Below are 19,044 nucleotides of genomic sequence, written 5' to 3'. Positions count from 1 at the left end.
CCGCCCCGTCACGCGAAGCCACCCCACTGTAGCGATCCGCGAGCGGTCCGTGGATACCGCGGCCCGGGCCGGCGAACGGACCGGCGGCGGGGCAGACTTGCCCGGGGCCCGCCCGCGGGCCCGCCCGTCGCCCACCCGCCAGGAAGGCCCCCATGTCCACCACGCACCAGGTTTCCGGCGTCCCGTTCCCGCTCACCACCCCCCAGGACAACGACTGGCACGTCGCGCCCGAGACGGGCACCGTGCGGGTCACGGCCGCGCCGCGGAGCGACATCTTCATCGACCCGGGCGCGGACCCGGCGCTGGCCACCGGGAAGGCGCTGAACGCGGTCACCCTGCTCGGCGACGCGCCGGCCGGCGACTTCCAGTTCCGGGCGCGGGTGTCGGTCGACTTCCAGGCGACCTTCGACGCCGGGGTGCTGCTGCTGTGGTTCGACGAGCGGCACTGGGCGAAGCTCTGCTTCGAGTACTCGCCGGACGGCGAGGCCATGGTGGTGTCGGTGGTGAACCGGGAGGTCGCCGACGACGCCAACGGCTTCGTCGTCGAGGGCGACGCGGTGTGGCTGCGTGTCTCGCGGATCGGCGGGGCCTTCGCCTACCACGCGTCGCTGGACGGCGAGAGCTGGCGGCTGATCCGCTACTTCGCCCTCGACGCCCCGGGCCGGCCGCTGCGGGTCGGCCTGGAGGCGCAGGCGCCCACCGGCGAGGGCTGCGCGGTCACCTTTGAGCGGATCGCGTTCACCGCTGATCGACTGGCCGAGCTGCGCGACGGTTCCTGACCGAACGCGCCCGCCCCGGGCCGGGGACGGGCCCGGGCGCGCCGGACGACGGCCGGCCCCGCCCGGCGAGCCGGCGGCCAGCGCCGGCCCGGCGTGCCGGCCCGGCGTGCCGGCGCCGCGTGCGGGCCACGCGTCGGGGCTCCCGGTCCAGGGCTCTCGGTCAGGGCCCCCGGCCTGGGCTCCCGGTCCGGGCCCCGGGTCAGGCTCGGCCGGCGAGGACCGACCGGAGGGCGTCGCCGAGGATGTCCATCCCGGTGTGCAGCTCGTCCTCGCTGACGGTCAGCGGCGGGGCGATGCGGAAGATGCCGCCCATGCCGGGGAGTTGGACGATGTTCAGGTGCAGCCCCCGGTCCAGGCAGGCCGCCGTGACGGCCTGGCCGAGGGCGTCCGCCGGGGCCTTGCTGGCCCGGTCGCGCACCAGCTCGATGCCGCGCAGCAGGCCGCGCCCCCGGACGTCGCCGACCACCTCGTGCTCCGCGCGCAGCGCCAGCAGCCGGGCCGCCAGCGTCTCGCCGAGTTTCGCGGCCCGCTCGACGAGCTGGTCGCGCTCGATGACGTCGAGGACGGTCAGCGCGACGGTGGCGGCCAGCGGGTCGGAGACGTGGGTGGTGAAGAAGAGGAAGCCGCGGTCCCGGCAGACCTCCTCGATCTCGGCGCCGGTGACCACGGCGGCGACCGGCAGGCCGGCGCCGAGCGTCTTGGAGAGGGTGAGGATGTCGGGCGCGACGCCGTCCCGCTCGAAGGCGTACAGGTGGCCGGTGCGCCCGAGTCCGGTCTGCGCCTCGTCGAGGACCAACAGCATGCCGCGCTCGTCGCACTTCTCGCGCAGCCGGGCGAGGTAGCCGGGCGGCAGGTCGATGATGCCGCCGGAGGAGAGGATCGGTTCGACCAGGCAGGCGGCGAGCGAGCCGGTGGACTGCTGGTCCACCAGGGCGAAGCCGTAGTCGAGTTCGGCCGCCCAGTCGTAGGAGCCGTCGGGCCGGCGGAACGGCGAGCGGTAGGCGTTGGGGGTGGGCAGGGTGAGGTTCCCCGGCAGGGTCGGGCCGTAGCCGCGGCGGCCGGCGGAGAAGGTCGCGGCGGCGGCGCCGGAGGTCATGCCGTGCCAGGAGCGGTCGAAGGAGACGATCTCGTAGCCGCCGGTGTAGAGCTTGGCCAGCTTGATGGCGGCCTCGTTGGCCTCCGCCCCGGTGGTCAGCAGCAGCGTCTTGCCCAGGGTGTCGGGGAGGGTGCCGGCCAGCCGGCGGGCCAGGTCGACGACCGGGCGGCTCAGCATGCCGCTGAACAGGTGGTCGAGCGAGGCGACGGAGGTGGAGACGGCGCGGACGATGTCCGGGTGTCCGTGGCCCAGGATCGCGCTCATCTGGCCGGAGGTGAAGTCGAGGACGGCCGCGCCGTCGCTGTCGTAGACGTACGCGCCGGCCGCCCGCTCGATGACGCGTGGGGTGAACGTCGCGCCGTAGCGGACCACGTGGCGTTCGACGTCGTCCCAGAAGTCTTCGGTGCCCACGGTGGTCTCCCGGTTGGTTCCGCACCCGCGGGCACCGCGGCGGTTCCGGGGTGCGGGTGTCCGTGCCCGGCGCAGACGGGCGTCCGTGCCTGGCTCAGCAGGTTAGGGCATCGGCGGCGGCCCGACGAGAGGGGCGACGCGTTGGTTTCTCACCGAAGTTGCTTGGTTCTGAGGGGTTTTGCCGCGCGAGGGCTTGACGCTCCGGACGGCCGCCGCATACTGAACGACACCCCCGGTTGTTTACGTAAACATCCGGGCCGACGCGTCTCCTGACACCTGATCCAGTCGCACCCGCTTCGAGAGAAGGCAGGACTCCTGTGTCTCCCCCCGCCGTGTCCCCACCCACCCGGATCACACCGCGCGGCGCCGGCCGGACCGGCCGCTGGCCGCTCCTGGCGCTCGCCCTCTGCCTGGGCCTGGCCGCCGCCCTGCTGACGCCCGCCGCCGCCCAGGCCGCGCCCGTCACCGTCCCCAACGGCACCCAGTTCACCACCCCGGACGGCGAACCCGTGCACGCGCACGGCGGCGGCGTCATCGAGGTCGACGGCTACTACTACTGGTTCGGCGAGAACCGGCAGGAGGACAGCAACGGCTTCCGCTACGTCTCCGCCTACCGCTCCACCGACCTGCGGACCTGGGAGTTCCGCAACCACGTCCTCACCCAGGCATCGGACCCCGAACTCGCGCAGGCCAACATCGAGCGCCCCAAGGTCATGTACAACGAGGCGACCGGCCAGTTCGTGATGTGGATGCACAAGGAGAACGGCCAGGACTACAGCGAGGCCAGGGCCGCCGTGGCCGTCTCGGACACGGTGGACGGGGACTACCGGTGGCAGGGCAGCTTCCGCCCGCTCGGCCACATGTCCCGCGACCTGACCGTCTTCGTCGACGACGACGGCGCCGGCTACCTGGTCTCCGCCGCCCGGGAGAACTACGACCTGCACATCTACCGGCTGACCGACGACTACACCGAGGTCGACGAACTGGTCGCCAACCCGTGGGCCGGCGGGCACCGGGAGGCCCCGGCGCTGTTCAAGCGGAACGGGGTCTACTTCATGCTGACCTCGGGCGCCACCGGCTGGAACCCCAACCAGCAGCGGTACGCCACCAGCACCAGCCTGGTGTCCGGCTGGAGCGCGATGGCCGACGTCGGCGACGCCACCGCGTTCGGCTCGCAGACCGCCTTCGTGCTGCCGGTGCGGGGCACCGAGACCACCTCCTACCTCTACCTCGGCGACCGCTGGGGCAACTCCTTCGGCGGCCGGGTCAACGACTCCCGCTACGTCTGGCTGCCGCTCAGCTTCCCCAGCGACCGGACGCTGGCGATGAGTTGGGCGCCCGAGCTGCGCATCGACGCCGCCGCCGGCACCGTCGAGCCGGCCGGCGGCCCCTACCGGACGCTGACCGCCCGGCACTCGGGCAAGTGTCTGGACATCCCCGACCAGTCGCAGGTCATCGGGCGGCAGGCGGCCCAGTGGACCTGCAACGGCGGGGGCAACCAGCTCTTCTGGCTCAGGGACACCGGGAACGACCGGGTCCAGCTGGTCACCCGGCACAGCTCGCTCTGCCTGGCGGTCGCCGACGGCTCGACGGCGGCCGGTGCCGCCGTGGTCCAGACGGCGTGCGGTGCCGGCGCCGAACAGCGCTGGGAGATCCGGGAGTCGGGCGACGGCTCCGGCCATGTGCGGCTGGTCGCCGAGCACAGCGGCGGCTGCCTGGACGTCTCCGACGAGTCCACGGCCGACGGCGCCCGGCTGATCCAGTACCCGTGTTCCGACGCACCGCACCAGGAGTTCCGGCCGGGCAACGGCTGACCCCGCCCCCCAACCCGGGCCGGCTCCGGCGGCGACGCCGGGGTCGGCCCGTCGCGCGGTCCGGCTGGGAATTCCGTGGGTTATCGCGGATTTCCGGTTCCTCCTGTCGGTATGTGTAGGGCCGCCGGTCGACGCCGGTGCAGCCGAATTACGGGAACCGGGCCAGGATTTCGTTTTCCGGCGGCTTTCTCGCGGACCGCGAACCGAACGCATTGACGCTCCCCGGCGCCCTTCCTATTCTCTGTTCGCACGGATGAACACCATCCGAAATCCCGAACAGGCCTGATTCCGGCGCCCGCCGCTCCCCGACGGGCGACCGGAAACCCCCCACCCAGCCAGGGAGTTCCCATGCCCGCTTCACGACGCCGCCGACGCGGCCCGCTGCGCACCGTGTTGGCCGCCTGCGCCGGCCTGATCCTCGCCCTGACCGTGGCACCCGCCGCGCCGGCCGCCACCGAACAGCCGGCGGAGCAGCCGGCCGGACCGCCGGCGGCCGCCGCGTTGCCCAACGAGTTCCAGTGGACCTCGCCCGGCCCGGTGGTGTCGGTCAAACCCGACGCCGGCCACAACGTGGTCTCCGTCAAGGACCCCACCGTGGTCCACCACAACGGCGCCTGGCAGGTCTACTTCACCGTCGCCAACACCGCCGGCGCCTGGAGCCTGGCCCACACCAGCTTCACCGACTGGTCCCAGGCCAACAACGCGCCCCACACCTACCTCGACACCAACCCCAACATCGGCAACCGCTACGCCGCCGCCCCCCACCTCTTCTACTTCGAGCCCCGCGACGAGTGGCACCTCGTCTACCAGACCGGCCTGCCCTCCTACTCCGTCTCCAACGACCCCAGCGACCCGATGAGTTGGTCCGCACCGCGCAACTACCAGGACGAGATGCCCGACATCGTCCGGGACAACATCGGCAACGGCCACTGGCTCGACTACTGGGTGATCTGCGACGACACCATGTGCTACCTCTTCTCCGCCGACGACAACGGCCACCTCTACCGCGCCGAGACCACCGTCGCCGAGTTCCCCGAGGGCTTCGACAACACCCGGATCGTGCTGGAGGACACCCCCAACAACCTCTTCGAGGGCGAGGCCGTCTACTACGTCGAGGACACCGACAGCTACCTGCTGATCATGGAGGCCATCGGCAACGACGGCCGCCGCTGGTACCGCTCCTTCACCGCCGACACCCTCGACAGCCCCTGGCAGCCGCTCGCCGACACCCCCGACAACCCGTTCGCCCGGGCCACCAACGTGACCTTCCCGCAGGGGGCCTGGACCCAGGACATCAGCCACGGCGAACTCCTCCGCAGCGGCCACGACCAGCGGATGACCATCAACTCCTGCCAGCTGCAACTCCTCTACCAGGGCCTGGACCCCGCCGCCGGCGGCGACTACTCACAACTCCCCTGGCACCTCGGCCTGGCCACCCAGACCAACCCCACCTGCTGACCGGACGGCCCCCGACCACGCGCGATCGGCCCGCCGACACTGGGCGGCGGGCCGACCCGATCCACCGCGGGGCGGTCGGTCGAACACCACTGCCCGACATCGCGCCGCCGGACATCGGCGGTTGTCCAGTCTTCGCCCAGCGCATTCGGCCATCCGCACGCGCGCCCCTTACCTTCCCGTCCCGTCACCGATGGGAGGGGTGTGGGCATGTCAGACCCATGCGGCCAAGGGCTGTGCAACATGCGGACGATGCAACAGGCACGCGACGCCGTCCGGCAGGGATCACCTTCCTGGCGGAAGCTCGAACCGCCAGAAGTGCCAACCGGCAGCTACACCGTCCCGATCGGTCTCATCGGGATCGGCGCGCTCGCCGTCGGTCAGGGCCCCGGCGGAGTCGCCCTCGGCACCCTGCTCATCGCGGCCGGCATAGTCCTGGCCACGGCCATCCGCAATCGCGTCGAGGCGGCCGAAGCCAGGCTCGCCGAATGGAGCGCGTCGCGCTGGTGCGTCGCCTGCGACACGAGGCGACCCCCCGACTGGCAGCGCCCGACCGAAGCCGCGTAGACGCCGACGCGCGGAACCCGGGCCGGGGGACCGGGCCGGGGGTGGCGGAGGCACGGGATTGCGCCCTCCAGCCGCCGCACGTCCAGCCCGACCAGGTCCGCGGGCCGCGGCTCCCGCACCGGCCCCGGGGACTCGGCGGCCGGTCCCGGCGCCGTCACCGCGGCCTGCCGGGCAGGAACTCCTGGAGCTTCTGCTTCAGGCCGGCCCGCACCACGTCGGCCCGGTCGGGGTCGCCCTGCAGCAGGGCGGTGGCGGTCGACTCGGCCTGTTCCCAGGTGGCGTGCGGCGGGATCGGCGGGATGGCGGGGTCGGTGACGAACTCCACCACGCAGGGCCGGTCGGCCGCCAGGGCCTCCCGCCACGCCTCGGTGACCCGCCCCGGGTCCTCGACCCGGATGCCACGCAGGCCCATCGAGCGGGCGATCTCGGCGTAGGGCACGTCGGGGATCCGCTGCGAGGGCTCGAACTGGGGGGCGCCGTTCATCGCACGCATCTCCCAGGTGACCTGGTTGAGGTCCTGGTTGTTGAGGACGCCGACCACCAGCCGCGGATCGCGCCACTCCCCGTGGTACTTGCCGGCGGTGATCAGCTCGGCCAGGCCGTTCATCTGCATCGCGCCGTCCCCGACCAGGGCCACCGCCAGGCGGTCCGGGTGGGCGAACTTCGCGCCGATCGCGTAGGGCACCCCGGGGCCCATGGTGGCCAGGGTGCCGGAGAGGGAGCCCCGCATCGTGCCCCGCATCCGCACATGCCGGGCGTACCAGTTGGCGCTGGAGCCGGAGTCGGCGGTGACGATGGCATCTTCGGGCAGCAGCCCCGAGAGGGCGTGCGCCACGAACTCCGGGTTGACGGGCTTGGCCTCGGTGCCGGCGCGCCGCTCCATCGTGCCCCACCAGCGGGCCACGTTGTCCTCGATCGTCTCGCGCCAGGAGCCGTGTTCCTTCGGCGTGAGCAGCGGCAGCAGCCGCCGCAGGGTCTCGCCGGCGTCGCCGACGAGGTTGACCTCGAACGGGTAGCGCATCCCCACCAGTTGCGGGTCCAGCTCGATCTGCACCGCCCTGGCCTGCCCGAACTTCGGCAGGAACTGGCTGTAGGGGAAGCTCGTCCCCACGGTCAGCAGGGTGTCGCAGTCGCGCATCAGCTCGTAGCTGGGGCGGGTACCCAGCAGGCCGATCGCGCCCGTGACATAGGGGAGTTCGTCGGAGAGCACGTCCTTGCCGAGCAGCGCCTTGGCCACGCCGGCGCCCAGCCGGTCGGCCAGCTCGCGCACCTCGGGCGCGGCGCCGGCCGCGCCCCGGCCGACCAGCACCGCGACCTTCTCCCCCGCGTTCAGCACGTCGGCGGCGCGCCGCAGGTCGGCGCCACCGGGGACGGTGACGCTGGTGGACAGGCCGAGGCTGGAGGGCACCATCTTGAAGGCGTGCGCCGGCGGCGTGTAGTCGAGCTCCTGCACGTCGGCGGGGACGATCACGGCCGTGACGGTGCGTCGGGCCAGCGCGGTGCGGAAGGCCCGGTCCAGGACGTTGGGCAGCTGCTCGGGCACGGTGACCAGCTGGCAGTAGTCGGCGGCCACGTCCTTGTAGAGGCTGAGCAGGTCGATCTCCTGCTGGTAGGAGCCGCCCAGCGCGGTGCGGGCGGTCTGCCCGACGATCGCCACCACCGGGACGTGGTCGAGCTTCGCGTCATAGAGGCCGTTCAGCAGGTGGATCGCCCCGGGCCCCGAGGTGGCGGCGCACACCCCGACCCGGCCGGAGAACTTCGCGTAGCCGACGGCGGTGAACGCGGCCATCTCCTCGTGCCTGGCCTGGATGAACCGGGGCTGGTCGGCGGCCCGGCCCCAGGCGGCCAGCAGCCCGTTGATGCCGTCCCCCGCGTAGCCGAAGACGTATTCCACCTCCCACTCACGCAGTCTGCGCAGCAGGTAGTCAGCTACTTTCTCGCCCACGAGACAGCCCCGTCCGGTTCTTTTTCCAAGGCTTCCCCTTGATAACACTCCGGCGGCTTGGTGAGCTTTATGCCACTGGCTCCGGCGAGCCCTTTTCGGGAATCCGGGAAAAGGGCCGGTGCGGGTGCGTGGTCTCGCCGTTTCCCGCCGTCTCTCGCTGTTTCGCGCTGTTTCTCGCCGTTGCGGGCGGGTCGGCGGCGGGCGCCGCCCGGTGGGTCGGACGGGCGCGGCAACGTCGGGCGGGGCGGCGGCGACTGAGGGGGTGGGACCGGACCTCGGCGGCGCGCACCCGCCGGGGCCGGCCTCGACCGGACGGGGCGGCGACGCCGCTCCCGGCCGGTGGCGGCCCCGCCCCGCGGGACCGTCCGACACCTCGTCACGGGAAGGCAGACGCATGGTACGAAGACTGCGCACAGCCGGCGGCCGGGCCCCGCGCCGGCGCCACCGCGCCCTCGCCGCCGCACTCGCCACGGCCTGTGTGCTGCTGGGCTCGGCCGGCGCCGCCGCCGACACCGGGCCCACGGCGGCCGGCCAGGCCCGGGACGGCCAGGTCAGCCAGGCTCGGGACACCCAGGTCCGGGCCGACAAGCAGACCCGGGTCCCCCGGTTCATGACCGACGCGGGCGCCGAGACCGGGAACGTCGCCGAGTCGGAGCACTTCGCCGTCCGCTGGGGCGACGCGGTGGACGCCGTCGCCTGGGGGCGGGAGCACCACGGCATCGACAACTACCCGCAGTGGGTCGCGGACCACATGGACGAGATCTACGCCTACTACGTGGACGAGGTCGGCTTCGTCGACCCGGCCGACCACCCGGTCGGCTCCCAGTACCGGATCAACCTGCATCTCTGCGGCACCTGGTCCGGCGACTTCCTGCCGCCGGCCAACTGGGCCGGCGGCGACGACATCGGGCTGGGCCACATGTGCCTGCCCTACGACAAGATCTGGGACGAGTGGGTCGAGTCCCACGAGTTCAACCACATCCTCCAGATCTACGCCGTCGATCTGAACATCGCGGCCGGCCACGGCGGCGGCTGGGGCGCCGGCAACACGGCGGCCGGGCCGGTCTGGGAGGCGCACGCCAACTACATGGCGCGGATGAAGCGACCCGAGGTGGTGGTTGGCTCGGGCTACCTCCTCGACCGCCAGCACCGGCGTTGGCTGTCCCAGGAGACGTACTACGGCGACTGGATGCTGTTCAACACCATCCGGGACCTGTACGGGCCCGAGGTGATCGACCGGTTCTGGTACGAGGCCGAGCAGGGTGAGCATCCGATCGACACCATCAAGCGGATCCTCGGCCTGGAGCACGAGGCGTTCGCCGAGCTGATCGCCGAGTACACCTCCCGGCAGGTCGCCTACGACTTCACCGACGGCGCGGAGATCCGCACCGACCTCTGGCGCGCCGGGGAGAGCTACCGTCCGCTGCACACCGACCCGCTGACCAGCCTCGGCGGCGACCGGTACCGGATCGTCGACGGCGAGGCGCCGCACCAGTACGGGCACAACACCATCGAGCTGGACCCGGACGGCGAGCAGGTCTCGGTGCTGCTGCGCGGGGCGTCGGAGCTCTCGGGCGCCGACTGGCGGTTCCGGCTGGTGGCCGTCTCGCCCGACTTCTCCGCCCGGTACAGCGAGTCGTTCGGGCCCGGCGAGACGGCGGAGTTCGGCCTCCAGGGCGGCGAGACGCACCTGATGCTCGTCGTCGCGGCCACCCCGTCGGAGCACCGCGACTACCCGCCCGGGCAGGTCGAGGTCGGTGACCCGTTCCCCTACGAACTGACCATCCAGGGCGCCACCCCGACGACCTGACGGGGAGGGGGCTCGTCCGGCCGGCCGCCGGGCGAGCCCCGCCGGGCCCCCGCTACGCTGCCCGTCGGGTCAACGCGCTCTTGGGGGTGGGGAGATGGACGAGGTCGTGGGGCTGCTGGTGGCGCTGGGTCGGCGTCCGGCGCTCGACCGCGCGGAGGTCGCGGCGGCGCTGGCCGGGCGTGGCTGGCGGCCCGTTCCCCGGCCCGGCACGGCGGGCGCACCGCGCGGCTGGGAGCTGGACGACCACCTGCTGGGCATCCAGGGCGACGCCCCGCACCTGCGGGTCGAGATCACCCTGCGGTGCTGGGAGTACGACGAGCGGGCCGCGGCCGAGGCCGAGGACTTCGCCTGGCTGGAAGCCGCCTGGCAGCGGGCGACGGACGAGGCCCGCCGGCTGGCGGCCCGACTCCAGGCGGCCGGCCCGCCGTTCCCCGGCGCGCCGGTGACGCTGCCGGCGGACGAGGCCGAGGAGTTCCTCTGGCACGCCGCCTGGTCCCTCGCCGGCCGCCAACTGGTCGTCGGCGCCGAGCACCAGGACCGGGAACTGCCGATCCGGGTGCTGGCCGCCATCAGCTGAGCCGGGCGGGGGCCGGGCTCAGAAGAGCAGGACCACCTTGCCGAGCAGCCCGCCCGCCTCGAACCGCTCGTGCGCTCGGCGCACCTCGGCCACCGGATGGTAGGCGGCGACCCGGAGCCGCAGCTCCCCCGCGTCGACCGCGGCGGCCAGCGCGGCCAGGTCGGCGGCGTCCTCTTGGACGTAGCTCTTGGTGGCCCCCGGCAGCATCGGCAGGGGCGCGTCCGCGACGGTGACGTAGTCGGCGCCGGGCGCTGCGGCGGCCGAGACGTCGACGCCGGCGGTGTCGAACACCGCCGCGTATCCGTCCGGCGGCAGCGCGGCCGCGTCGCTGACGGCCAGCTCGGCGCCCAACGTGCGTGCGTGGGCGCGGTGTTCGGGGCGTGAGACCAGGGCGTCGACGGTGGCTCCAGCACGTCGGGCGAGCTGGATCGCCAGCCCGCCCACGGCGCCGGCGCCACCGGTGACCAGCAGCCGCCGGCCGCCAGCGAGACGCAGCTTCCGCAACGCCTGGCGGGCCGTGACCCCGGCCAGCGGGAGGCTCGCGCTCTCGGCGAGCGACACCGTAGTCGGGCGTGGGCGACCAACCGGGCGGGCAGGGCGACCAGTTCGGCCCAGGTGCCGAGGCCGGTGGCGACCTGCGCGGAGAGGGCGATCACCCGGTCGCCCACCGCGAAGCCGGGAGCCGAGCCGCCGACCACCACGCCGGCCAGGTCCCAGCCGAGGGTGGCCGGCGGGGTCGGCCCGGTGTCCGCCCAGGCCCGGGTCTTCCAGTCGACGGGGTTGATGCCGCTGGCGACGGTGCGCACCAGCAGCTCGCCGTCGGCCGGCCGGGGGTCGGGCAGCTCCCTGAGGGTGAGGATCTCGGGGTCACCGTGGGCGTCGATCCGCACTGCTCGCATGGTGGTTCCTCGCTTCTCGTCGGGCGCGGCTGACGCGCCGAAAGCTAGACTCTGACATCGATGTCAGAGTCAAGCCCAGCCCCTGCCCGTCGGCCGCGCTGGGCCGTCCGGCGGCCGGCCGGGGCCGCTGGTTTCGGCCGGATCACCGGGCTGGGCGAGTGGGTTTCGGCCACCTTGGACGGGTCTTGGCCCGGCCTTGACCCCGCCTTGACCGCGCCCCGGGAAGCGCCGGAAACGGCCGGAACTGGCCCCGGCCAGTGTCCTCCCGGCGGGGTGGCGGACCGGGCGGGCGGAGAAACGCCCCCGGGGGCGGCGGTTCGGCAGGGCCCGGGAACGGCCGGATTCGCACCCGGGGAACCGGCCACGGGAACCGGGCTCGCCGACCGGCAAGTTGAGGTGACGTCCCGCGCGCGGTCGCGCGTGGTCGAGCATCACGAGAGAGGAAGTGAGCACCACGATGGTGTTCAAACGCCTGCTGGGTGCCCTGGGCGTCGGTGGCCCTTCGGTCGACACGGTCCTGGACGAGGGGGCCGTCCTCCCCGGCGGGCCCCTGCGGGGGCATGTGCGGCTGGAGGGCGGTGACTCGGACGTGGAGATCGAGCACATCACCCTGGAGCTGGTCGCCCGCGTCGAGGCCGAGTTCGAGGAGGGCGAGCAAGAGGGCTACGTGACCTTCGAGCGGTTCACGGTCGGGGGCGGCTTCCGGCTGGGCGAGGGGCAGCACCACAGCGTGCCGTTCGCCTTCCAGCTGCCTTGGGAGACGCCGATCACCGAGTTGTACGGGCAGCCGCTGGGCATCGTGCTCGGTGTCCGCACCGAGCTGGGCGTCGCCGGCGCCCGGGACAAGGGCGACCTGGACGCGCTGGCGGTGCGCCCGCTGCCGGTCCAGGAGGCGGTGTTGGAGACGCTGGGCCAGCAGGGCTTCGGCTTCACCAAGGCCGACCTGGAGCTGGGCCAGATCCACGGCACGGGCCAGCAGCTGCCGTTCTACCAGGAGATCGAGCTGACGCCTTCGCCGGCCTACGCGGGCGCGGTCAACGAGGTCGAGGTGACGTTCCTGGCCTCCCCCGGTGGCGTGGAGATCGTGCTGGAGGCGGACCGGCGCGGCGGGCTCTTCTCCGGCGGCCACGACGCGGTGAACCGCCATGTGGTCGGCCACGACAGCGTGGCGCACACCGACTGGGCGGCGCAGGTCGACGCCTGGATGCGGCAGTTGGTCGAGTTCCACGCGAACCGGATGGCGCAGCTGCCGCACCAGGGCGGGTACGGGGGGCACCCCGGCTACGGCCAGCCCGGCTACGGCCAACCGGGATACGGCCAGCCCGGGTACGGCCAGCCCGGCTACCCCGGCGGCCCCGGGTACGGCGGCCCGCACGACGGCGGCTACGCGCACAAGGACGACGGCTACGGCGAGCACCACGGCGACTCGTCGGGGCCCGGGATGGGCACGGTCATCGCGGCCGGGGCGGCCGGGCTCGCGGTGGGCGCCGTGGGCGGCTACGTGGTCTCCGAGATGCTCGACGGGGACGACGGCGACGGTGGCGAGGACGACGGCGGTGGCGAGGAGGAAGAGGGCTGATCCTGCCGGGGGTTCCCCACCCCCCTGACGGCGGTTCGTTCCGGGGCCCTCGTGGCCCCGGAAGTTCTACACCGCAGTCGAGACAAGCATCGACCGCGGTCGCCCGACCAGCCTAGGATTCGCAGTCGTGACGCATGGGGCATGGAGTGGGTCCGGGGCGATGTCCGAGGGGTGGTCGTGGTGAACGTCCTGCTGTGGCTGGGGGCCCTGGGCTGCTGGCTGTTCATCGCCACCTTCCTGCTGGACGGCTGGACCCGGCCGGGCTACCGACCCGTTCGGCAGCCGGTCAGCGCGCTGGCCCTCGGGCCGAGGGGCTGGCTCCAGGGGGCGAACTTCATCGTCTGCGGCCTGGCGATCACCGCGGGCGCGGTCGCGCTCGCCGGCGCCCTGGACAGTCCGCTCCTCGCCCTGCTGGTCGGGGTGTTCGGCGCCTCGGTGGTCGCCTCAGGGGTGTTCCCGATGGACCCGATGCGGGGCTATCCGCCGGGCACGCCGGAGGGGAGCCCGGCGGAGTTCTCCACCCGGCACACGCTGCACGACTGGGCCGGTGTGGCGGTCTTCGGCCTGCTCCCGGTCGCGGCGGCGGTCGCGGCCTTCGTGCTGCCGGACGCCGGCTGGCAGTGGTACTCGGGGCTGACCGCGGGCGCCGCGTTCGTCGGCTTCCTGGCGTTCGGCACGGCCTGGGAGCGGGACAGCCCGCGGGCCGGCCTCGTCCAGCGGGTGACCATCGCCGTCGGCTGGCTCTGGCTCGGCGCCGTCTTCGCGTACGCGACCGGTTAGCCCGGGGACGGCCCCCGGATCGCGGTCCGGGGGCGGAGGCCATCACCAGCCGATAGGTCCGGCGCCGCCACCTCCACCACGCCACGCGACGCCCGAGGCCCGGCGGCCGGGTGTGGTTCACTGGGCGCCGGACGCGGGACCGGTGGGAACGAGGGTGCGCTCAGTGTCGACCTATGTCGTCTTCGACCTGGAGTTCACGACCTGGCGCGGCGCGCTGGAGCAGGACTGGGAGGCGCCCGGGCAGCTCCGGGAGATCGTGCAGATCGGCGCGGTGCGGGTGACCGGGTCCCACGAGGTGGTCGACTCCTACGAGGCGCTGGTACGGCCGGTGGTCAACCCCGAGCTGTCCGGGCACTTCACCGAACTGACCGGGATCGACCAGGAGTCGGTGGACCGGGAGGGCCTGCCGCCGGCCGAGGCGCTCGGCGGCTTCCTGGAGTTCTGCCGGGGACGGACCGCGCTCTCCTACGGCAACGACATGGTGGTCGTCGGCGAGAACGTGGGCTGGGCACGGCTGCGCGGCGAGGAGGTCAAGCCCGGCTTCCTGGACGTCGCGTTCCTGAACATCCGCCCGTGGATCAACACCCTCGCGCCGGCCACCGCCGCGGCGAACTCCGGCCGGCTGTGGCAGGTGCTCGGCCTGCCCAGGCCGGCCGCCGGGGCGGAGCACTCGGCGCTCTTCGACAGCCACTCGGTCGCGGCGGCGATCCGGCACCTCTGCGCCACGGCGGCGCCGCTGCCGCCCGGCTGCCTCTGACCACGCCCCATCCCGCCGGGTGTTCGCCGGCTACCACCGGGGGCGGGCGCCGCCGCCGCGGATGCCGGAGTCCAGGTCGGGGCGGGCGGGGCCGCCCCTGAGGTGGATGTCGGCGGCGAGGGCCAGCGCGAGCACCAGGCCGGTGACGATGTAGCGGGACGCGGTGTCCAGGTCCAGCAGGGTGAGGCCGCTGGAGATGGACGTGATGACCAGGACGCCGACCAGCGCCGACCAGGCGCTGCCCCGACCGCCGAAGAGGCTGGTGCCGCCGATCACCGCGGCGGCGATGGCGGTGAGGTAGATCTCGGCGCCGCCGGTGCCCTGGTTGGCGGCGGCCAGCCGCCCGGCGGCGAGGACGCCGCCGAGCGCGGCCAGCGTGGAGCAGGCGATGAAGCAGGACATGGTGGTGCGCCGGACCGCGACGCCGGCCAGCAGCGCGGAGCGCCGGTCGCCGCCGACCGCGCGGACCGAGCGCCCCCACCGGGTGCGGCGCAGCGCCACGTCGACCAGCGCGACGAGCGAGACGAACAGCACCACCGGGTAGCCGATGCCGCGTTCGGTGCCCAGGTAGGCGACGGTGGCGGCGAGGACCGCGGCGAGCGCGGCGACGCGCACCAGGAACTCGGTGAGGCTGGCGCTGGGCAGGCCGGCCCGCACCCGCCGGGCGCGCCGCGCCCACTGGGTGGCGGCGACCACCGCGACCGTGCCGGCGACCAGCGCCCACGCCACCAGCGGCGGCAGGAAGCTTTGTTGGGCGAAGGACACCAGCCGGGACTCGAAGGGCAGGTTGATGGAGCCCTGCGGGCCGAGGACCCGGAGCTGCACCCCGGCGAGGACCAGCAGCCCGGCGAGGGTGAGGACGAGGCTGGGCAGCCCGAACCGGGTGGCGCACACCCCGTAGCCGAGGCCGACCAGGACGCCCACCGCGAGGGCGAGCAGGATGCCGATGCCGACCGGCCAGTCGTGCAGGCCGGTGGTGACCGCGACGACGGCGGCGGCCAGGCCGCTGACCGAGCCGACCGAGAGGTCGATCTGGCCGACGAGCAGGACGATGACCACGCCGAGCGCGATCATGCCGGTGGGCGCGGCCTGCAGGGTGAGGTTGACGAGGTTCTCGGCGGACAGGAACGCCGGGTTGACGATGCCGAAGACAGCCCAGATCAGGAAGAGGACGCCGACCGCCGGCGCGGCGCCCAGGTCCCGGTCCGGGAGGCGGCGTAGCAGCCCGGGCAGGGTCTCGCCGGCCTCGGCCGCGGTCGGTTCGCGCACCGCGGGCGCGGTGGGGCGGTACATCTCAGGGTCTCCTGCCGCTGGGTCGGCTCACCCCGGTCATCGCGGCGAGCAGGTCCTCGTATCCGGCGCTGGCCGCGTCCAGTTCGCCGCCGACCCGGCCCAGGCGCAGCACGACGAAGCGGTCGGCGACGGCCTGGAGGTCGACGGCCTGGTGGCTGATGAGGACGACGGCCAGGCCGCGTTCGCGGAGCCGTTCGACCAGGTTGAGGACCTCGGCGGTCTGCCGGATGCCGAGCGCGGCGGTCGGCTCGTCGAGGACGACCACCCGGGGCGAGCCGAGCAGGGCCCGGGCCACGGCGACGACCTGCCGCTGCCCGCCGGAGAGGGTGCGGACCGGCACCCGCACGGAGGGCACGCTGGTGGCGAGCTGCCCGAGCAGCTCCCAGGCCTCCCGTTCCATGGCGACCTCGTCGAGGAACCCGCCGCGGGTGGGTTCGTGGCCGAGGAAGAGGTTTTCCACCACGTCGAGGTTGTCGCAGAGGGCCAGGTTCTGGAAGACGGCGGCGATGCCGTGGCCGCGGGCGGCGGCGGGCGAGTGGAGGGTCACCTCCTCGCCGTCGAGCAGTAGCCGGCCGGCGTCCGGCCGGTAGACGCCGGCGATCACTCCGGCCAGCGTGGACTTGCCGGCGGCGTTGTCGCCGACGACGCCCAGCACCTCGCGCGGGCGGATGTCGAGGTCGACGCCGACCAGGGCGCGCACGCCGCCGAAGTTCTTCGAGACGCCGCGCAGGGACAGCACGGGGGCGGGGCGGGCGGCGGTCACGGCGTCCCCCCGTCGGCCGTCTCGTCGTCGCCATCCGTGTCGTCCTCGTCGACGCCGATGCCGAGCCGGGCGCAGTGTGCCGCGTAGTGGCGGGTGCAGATCTCCTCGGTGGTGTGCACCCCGCCGACCACCAGGACGCGTTCCACGTCGCCGGCGCCGACCGCCCGGGGGGCGAGCAGCAGGCTCGGCACCCCGTCGATCACCGCCGTGGTGCGCGGCGTCTCGCCGCGCAGCACCCGGACCGCCAGCTCGGCCGCGCTGCGGGCCTGTTCGCTGGTGGCCTTGTAGACGGTCATGTGCTGGTCGCCGGAGATGATCCGCTGGGCGGCGGCCAGCTCGCCGTCCTGCCCGGTGACGGGCGGCACGGGGTCGAAGCCGGCGGCCTTCATCGCGGCGATGGCGCCCCCGGCGATGCCGTCGTTGGCGGCGTAGACGCCGTCGACGCGGTCGGCGAACTCGGTCAGCCGGCTCTCGACCCAGTCGGTGGCCATGTCGGGGCTCCAGTCGGGGGTGTGGTACTCGGCGAGCACCTCGATGTCCGTTCCGTCGAGCGCCCGGCGGACTCCGGCGGTCAGCTGCGCCGAGTTGGGGTCGGTCGACGAGCCGTGCACCAGCAGGACGCCTGGTGGGCGTCCGTCCGCGCGGGGACCGCGCTCCCTGACGGCGCTCACCAGGGCGGTGCCCTGGAGGTAGCCGATCAGTTCGCTGTCGAAGGAGACGTAGTAGTCCACGTCGGCGTCCGCGATGAAGCGATCGTAGGCGATCACCGGCACCTGGTGGCGTCTGGCCTCGCGGACGATGCTGACGGCGGCGACGGTGTCCACCGCGTCGAGCACCAGCACGTCGGCGCCGCGGGCCAGCATCGACTCGGCCTGCTGCTGTTGGGTGGCGGCGTCCTGGTCGGCGTTGGCGTAGTAGACGGCGCAGCCCGGGCAGCGCTGCTCGACCACGCCGAGGAAGGCGGGGCGGTCGGTGGTCTCGTAGCGGGCGGTCTTCACCTCGGGCAGCAGCAGCGCGATGGCGCCCTCGGCCGGCTCCTCGTGGGTGGCGGCGGAGACCAGCAGGGCGGCGGTCAGCGCCAGCACCAGCGCGGCGACGGCCGCCGCCGGGGCGGCGCGGCGGGCGCGCGCGGTCCGGCCGGTGCGGCGGGGGCCGCTGGCGCGGGGGTCGGCGGGGCGGGTGGGCGGCTGGTCGGCGGGGCGCCCGCTCATCCGCCGCCCGCCAGCGGGGCGCTGCGGACGCCCGCGGTGTCGAGGGCGATGGCCAGGGCGCCCCGCACCTCGGCGGCCGAGCCCAGCTCGGCGGCGACGACCTCGACCCGGCCCGCGGTGCTGGCCACGGTGCGCTGTTCGACGACGGTCCGCATCGGGCCGAGCAGGATCTCGCCGGCGGCCGCGAGCTGGCCGCCGACCACGACGATCTCGGGGTCGACCAGGCTGCACAGGTTGGCGGCGGCGACGCCGAGGTGTTGGCCGGTGTCGGAGAGCACCCGGCGGCAGCCGGGGTCGCCCTCCTGGGCGCGGGCGATGACGTCGCGCAGGGTGAGGTGGCCGTGGCTGGCGGCGAGCATGGCGAGCAGTGCCGGGGCGCCGACGTAGGTCTCCAGGCAACCGCGGTTGCCGCAGCGGCAGATGGGGCCGCTCTCGTCGATCGTCACGTGCCCGATCTCGCCGGCGCCGCCGGCCCGGCCGTGGACCAGCTGGCCGCCGAGGATCAGGCCGCCGCCGACCCGGTGGGAGACCCGCAGGTAGGCGACGGCGTCCCGGCCGGTGGCCGCGCCGAAGCGGGTCTCGGCCAGGGCGCCGAGGTTGGCGTCGTTGTCGATGCCGACCGGGACGGCCAGTTCGTCGGCGAGGATCTCGGGCACCACCACGTCGTCCCAGCCGCGGAGCATCCCGACGGCGGTGACCCGGCCGGTGCGCCGGTCGACGGGGGCGGGCACGCAGACGCCGACGGCGAGCAGCTCGTCGGGGCTGGCGTCGACCGACTCGATCATCTCCATGATCAGCAGGGCGGCGCGGCGCAGCCCGGCGTCGGCCCGGTGGTCGGGCGCGAGCGGCATGGACTGGTCGCCGATGACCTGCATCGAGGCGTCGGCGATGGCGACGCGCAGCGAGCGGGTGCCGAAGTGGACGCCGGCCACCAGCCCGAGGTTGCGGGCCAGGGTGACCTGGAGGGCCCGCCGGCCGCTGCGGGTGGAGGGCGAGGTGTGCAGCACGCCGCCGGCCGTCAGCTCCTTGACGATGTTGGAGACCGTGGCGGGGGACAGGCCGGTGACGCCGGCCAACTCGATCTGCGTGAGCGAGCCCCGGCGTTGGACCGCGCTCACGATGCGGGCCCGGTTGGCCTCACGTAGTGAAGTCTGCGAGCCCGGGGTGACCCGGTCCGCGCGCACGGGGAGAAGGATAGCCGCTGCCGCGCCCGTTGGGGACCCCCTGGCGGCGGAGTCGGGCGGCGGGGCCGGGCGGGCTTGAGTATGTGATCCGACTGCAACCAAGCGGGGAGCGTCTCTTTGGATT

At 73.9% G+C, this 19,044-nt stretch carries 16 protein-coding genes and 1 pseudogene; 9 read left to right on the top strand and 8 right to left on the bottom strand.

Annotation, left to right across the window (positions count from 1 at the left end):
- Window positions 1–152 precede the first annotated feature (152 nt).
- Window positions 153–779, top strand: a complete 627-nt coding sequence (locus RM844_RS22840) for a DUF1349 domain-containing protein (protein ID WP_311669212.1) — start codon at window positions 153–155, stop codon at window positions 777–779.
- Between the two features lie 199 nt (window positions 780–978).
- Here RM844_RS22840 and RM844_RS22835 read toward each other — a convergent pair whose 3' ends face one another.
- Window positions 979–2,286 carry an aspartate aminotransferase family protein gene (locus RM844_RS22835; RefSeq protein WP_311669211.1) on the bottom strand — a complete coding sequence of 436 codons (1,308 nt, stop codon included), beginning with the start codon at window positions 2,284–2,286 and terminating at the stop codon, window positions 979–981.
- A 392-nt stretch (window positions 2,287–2,678) separates the two neighbouring features.
- Between RM844_RS22835 and RM844_RS22830 the strand changes: the two genes are divergently transcribed.
- From RM844_RS22830 to RM844_RS22820, 3 genes are all read left to right on the top strand, one after another.
- Window positions 2,679–4,100 carry an RICIN domain-containing protein gene (locus RM844_RS22830; protein ID WP_394814577.1) on the top strand — a complete coding sequence of 474 codons (1,422 nt, stop codon included), beginning with the start codon at window positions 2,679–2,681 and terminating at the stop codon, window positions 4,098–4,100.
- Window positions 4,101–4,448: 348 nt separating this feature from the next.
- Window positions 4,449–5,558 carry a non-reducing end alpha-L-arabinofuranosidase family hydrolase gene (locus tag RM844_RS22825; RefSeq protein WP_311669209.1) on the top strand — a complete coding sequence of 370 codons (1,110 nt, stop codon included), beginning with the start codon at window positions 4,449–4,451 and terminating at the stop codon, window positions 5,556–5,558.
- Between the two features lie 249 nt (window positions 5,559–5,807).
- Window positions 5,808–6,122 (top strand): hypothetical protein, encoded by a 315-nt coding sequence (locus RM844_RS22820; protein ID WP_311669208.1) that lies wholly within the window; start codon window positions 5,808–5,810, stop codon window positions 6,120–6,122.
- Window positions 6,123–6,276: 154 nt separating this feature from the next.
- Here the strand turns inward: RM844_RS22820 and RM844_RS22815 are convergent, their stop codons facing one another.
- Window positions 6,277–8,067: a thiamine pyrophosphate-requiring protein gene (locus RM844_RS22815; RefSeq protein WP_311669207.1), complete on the bottom strand. Its 1,791-nt coding sequence runs from the start codon at window positions 8,065–8,067 to the stop codon at window positions 6,277–6,279.
- Between the two features lie 394 nt (window positions 8,068–8,461).
- Here RM844_RS22815 and RM844_RS22810 point away from each other — a divergent pair, with 394 nt between their 5' ends.
- Both RM844_RS22810 and RM844_RS22805 read left to right on the top strand, forming a co-directional pair.
- Complete coding sequence (locus tag RM844_RS22810) at window positions 8,462–9,877, top strand: DUF6055 domain-containing protein (protein WP_311669206.1); 1,416 nt, start codon at window positions 8,462–8,464, stop codon at window positions 9,875–9,877.
- Between the two features lie 94 nt (window positions 9,878–9,971).
- Window positions 9,972–10,454, top strand: a complete 483-nt coding sequence (locus RM844_RS22805; protein ID WP_311669205.1) for a hypothetical protein — start codon at window positions 9,972–9,974, stop codon at window positions 10,452–10,454.
- Window positions 10,455–10,472: 18 nt separating this feature from the next.
- Here the strand turns inward: RM844_RS22805 and RM844_RS22800 are convergent, their stop codons facing one another.
- Together RM844_RS22800 and RM844_RS33610 are read right to left on the bottom strand one after the other, a co-directional pair.
- Window positions 10,473–11,015 carry a zinc-binding dehydrogenase gene (locus tag RM844_RS22800; protein WP_311669204.1) on the bottom strand — a complete coding sequence of 181 codons (543 nt, stop codon included), beginning with the start codon at window positions 11,013–11,015 and terminating at the stop codon, window positions 10,473–10,475.
- A 74-nt stretch (window positions 11,016–11,089) separates the two neighbouring features.
- Window positions 11,090–11,353 (bottom strand): annotated as a pseudogene (locus tag RM844_RS33610) (alcohol dehydrogenase catalytic domain-containing protein); the annotation flags it as partial.
- A gap of 457 nt (window positions 11,354–11,810) precedes the next feature.
- On the opposite strand from RM844_RS33610, the gene RM844_RS22795 reads away from it, so the two are divergent.
- From RM844_RS22795 to RM844_RS22785, 3 genes are all read left to right on the top strand, one after another.
- A complete protein-coding gene (locus RM844_RS22795; protein ID WP_311669203.1) occupies window positions 11,811–12,932 on the top strand; it encodes a sporulation protein in 1,122 nt (373 codons plus the stop codon).
- Window positions 12,933–13,073: 141 nt separating this feature from the next.
- Complete coding sequence (locus RM844_RS22790; protein WP_311669202.1) at window positions 13,074–13,712, top strand: DUF998 domain-containing protein; 639 nt, start codon at window positions 13,074–13,076, stop codon at window positions 13,710–13,712.
- A gap of 163 nt (window positions 13,713–13,875) precedes the next feature.
- Window positions 13,876–14,469: a 3'-5' exonuclease gene (locus RM844_RS22785; RefSeq protein WP_311669201.1), complete on the top strand. Its 594-nt coding sequence runs from the start codon at window positions 13,876–13,878 to the stop codon at window positions 14,467–14,469.
- Window positions 14,470–14,499: 30 nt separating this feature from the next.
- On the opposite strand, the gene RM844_RS22780 is transcribed toward RM844_RS22785, so the two are convergent.
- Genes RM844_RS22780 through RM844_RS22765 form a run of 4 tightly spaced genes read right to left on the bottom strand, consistent with a single transcriptional unit; the run spans window position 14,500 to window position 18,920 of the window.
- Window positions 14,500–15,762 carry a sugar ABC transporter permease gene (locus RM844_RS22780; protein ID WP_311669200.1) on the bottom strand — a complete coding sequence of 421 codons (1,263 nt, stop codon included), beginning with the start codon at window positions 15,760–15,762 and terminating at the stop codon, window positions 14,500–14,502.
- Between the two features lies 1 nt (window position 15,763).
- The gene (locus RM844_RS22775) at window positions 15,764–16,525 is read right to left on the bottom strand and encodes an ATP-binding cassette domain-containing protein (protein WP_311669199.1); all 762 of its coding nucleotides are present in this window, start codon (window positions 16,523–16,525) and stop codon (window positions 15,764–15,766) included.
- Entirely contained in the window at window positions 16,522–17,736 is a 1,215-nt protein-coding gene (locus RM844_RS22770; protein WP_311669198.1) for a substrate-binding domain-containing protein, read from the bottom strand. The genes RM844_RS22775 and RM844_RS22770 overlap by 4 nt, the downstream gene beginning before the upstream one ends.
- Window positions 17,733–18,920 (bottom strand): ROK family transcriptional regulator, encoded by a 1,188-nt coding sequence (locus tag RM844_RS22765; protein WP_311669197.1) that lies wholly within the window; start codon window positions 18,918–18,920, stop codon window positions 17,733–17,735. The genes RM844_RS22770 and RM844_RS22765 overlap by 4 nt, the downstream gene beginning before the upstream one ends.
- Between the last annotated feature and the right edge of the window lie 124 nt (window positions 18,921–19,044).

Source organism: Streptomyces chisholmiae, from assembly GCF_031845445.1.
Classification (GTDB): domain Bacteria; phylum Actinomycetota; class Actinomycetes; order Streptomycetales; family Streptomycetaceae; genus Streptomyces; species Streptomyces chisholmiae.
This window is presented reverse-complemented; position numbering and strand designations above follow the sequence as displayed.

What these genes read in the sequence shown, in the direction of transcription:
- RM844_RS22840 (WP_311669212.1), top strand. Translation starts at nt 153, where the DNA reads ATGTCCACCACGCACCAGGTTTCCGGCGTCCCGTTCCCGCTCACCACC.
- RM844_RS22825 (WP_311669209.1), top strand. Translation starts at nt 4,449, where the DNA reads ATGCCCGCTTCACGACGCCGCCGACGCGGCCCGCTGCGCACCGTGTTG.
- RM844_RS22820 (WP_311669208.1), top strand. Translation starts at nt 5,808, where the DNA reads ATGCAACAGGCACGCGACGCCGTCCGGCAGGGATCACCTTCCTGGCGG.
- RM844_RS22810 (WP_311669206.1), top strand. Translation starts at nt 8,462, where the DNA reads ATGGTACGAAGACTGCGCACAGCCGGCGGCCGGGCCCCGCGCCGGCGC.
- RM844_RS22805 (WP_311669205.1), top strand. Translation starts at nt 9,972, where the DNA reads ATGGACGAGGTCGTGGGGCTGCTGGTGGCGCTGGGTCGGCGTCCGGCG.
- RM844_RS22795 (WP_311669203.1), top strand. Translation starts at nt 11,811, where the DNA reads ATGGTGTTCAAACGCCTGCTGGGTGCCCTGGGCGTCGGTGGCCCTTCG.
- RM844_RS22790 (WP_311669202.1), top strand. Translation starts at nt 13,074, where the DNA reads ATGGAGTGGGTCCGGGGCGATGTCCGAGGGGTGGTCGTGGTGAACGTC.
- RM844_RS22780 (WP_311669200.1), bottom strand. Translation starts at nt 15,762, where the DNA reads ATGTACCGCCCCACCGCGCCCGCGGTGCGCGAACCGACCGCGGCCGAG.
- RM844_RS22770 (WP_311669198.1), bottom strand. Translation starts at nt 17,736, where the DNA reads ATGAGCGGGCGCCCCGCCGACCAGCCGCCCACCCGCCCCGCCGACCCC.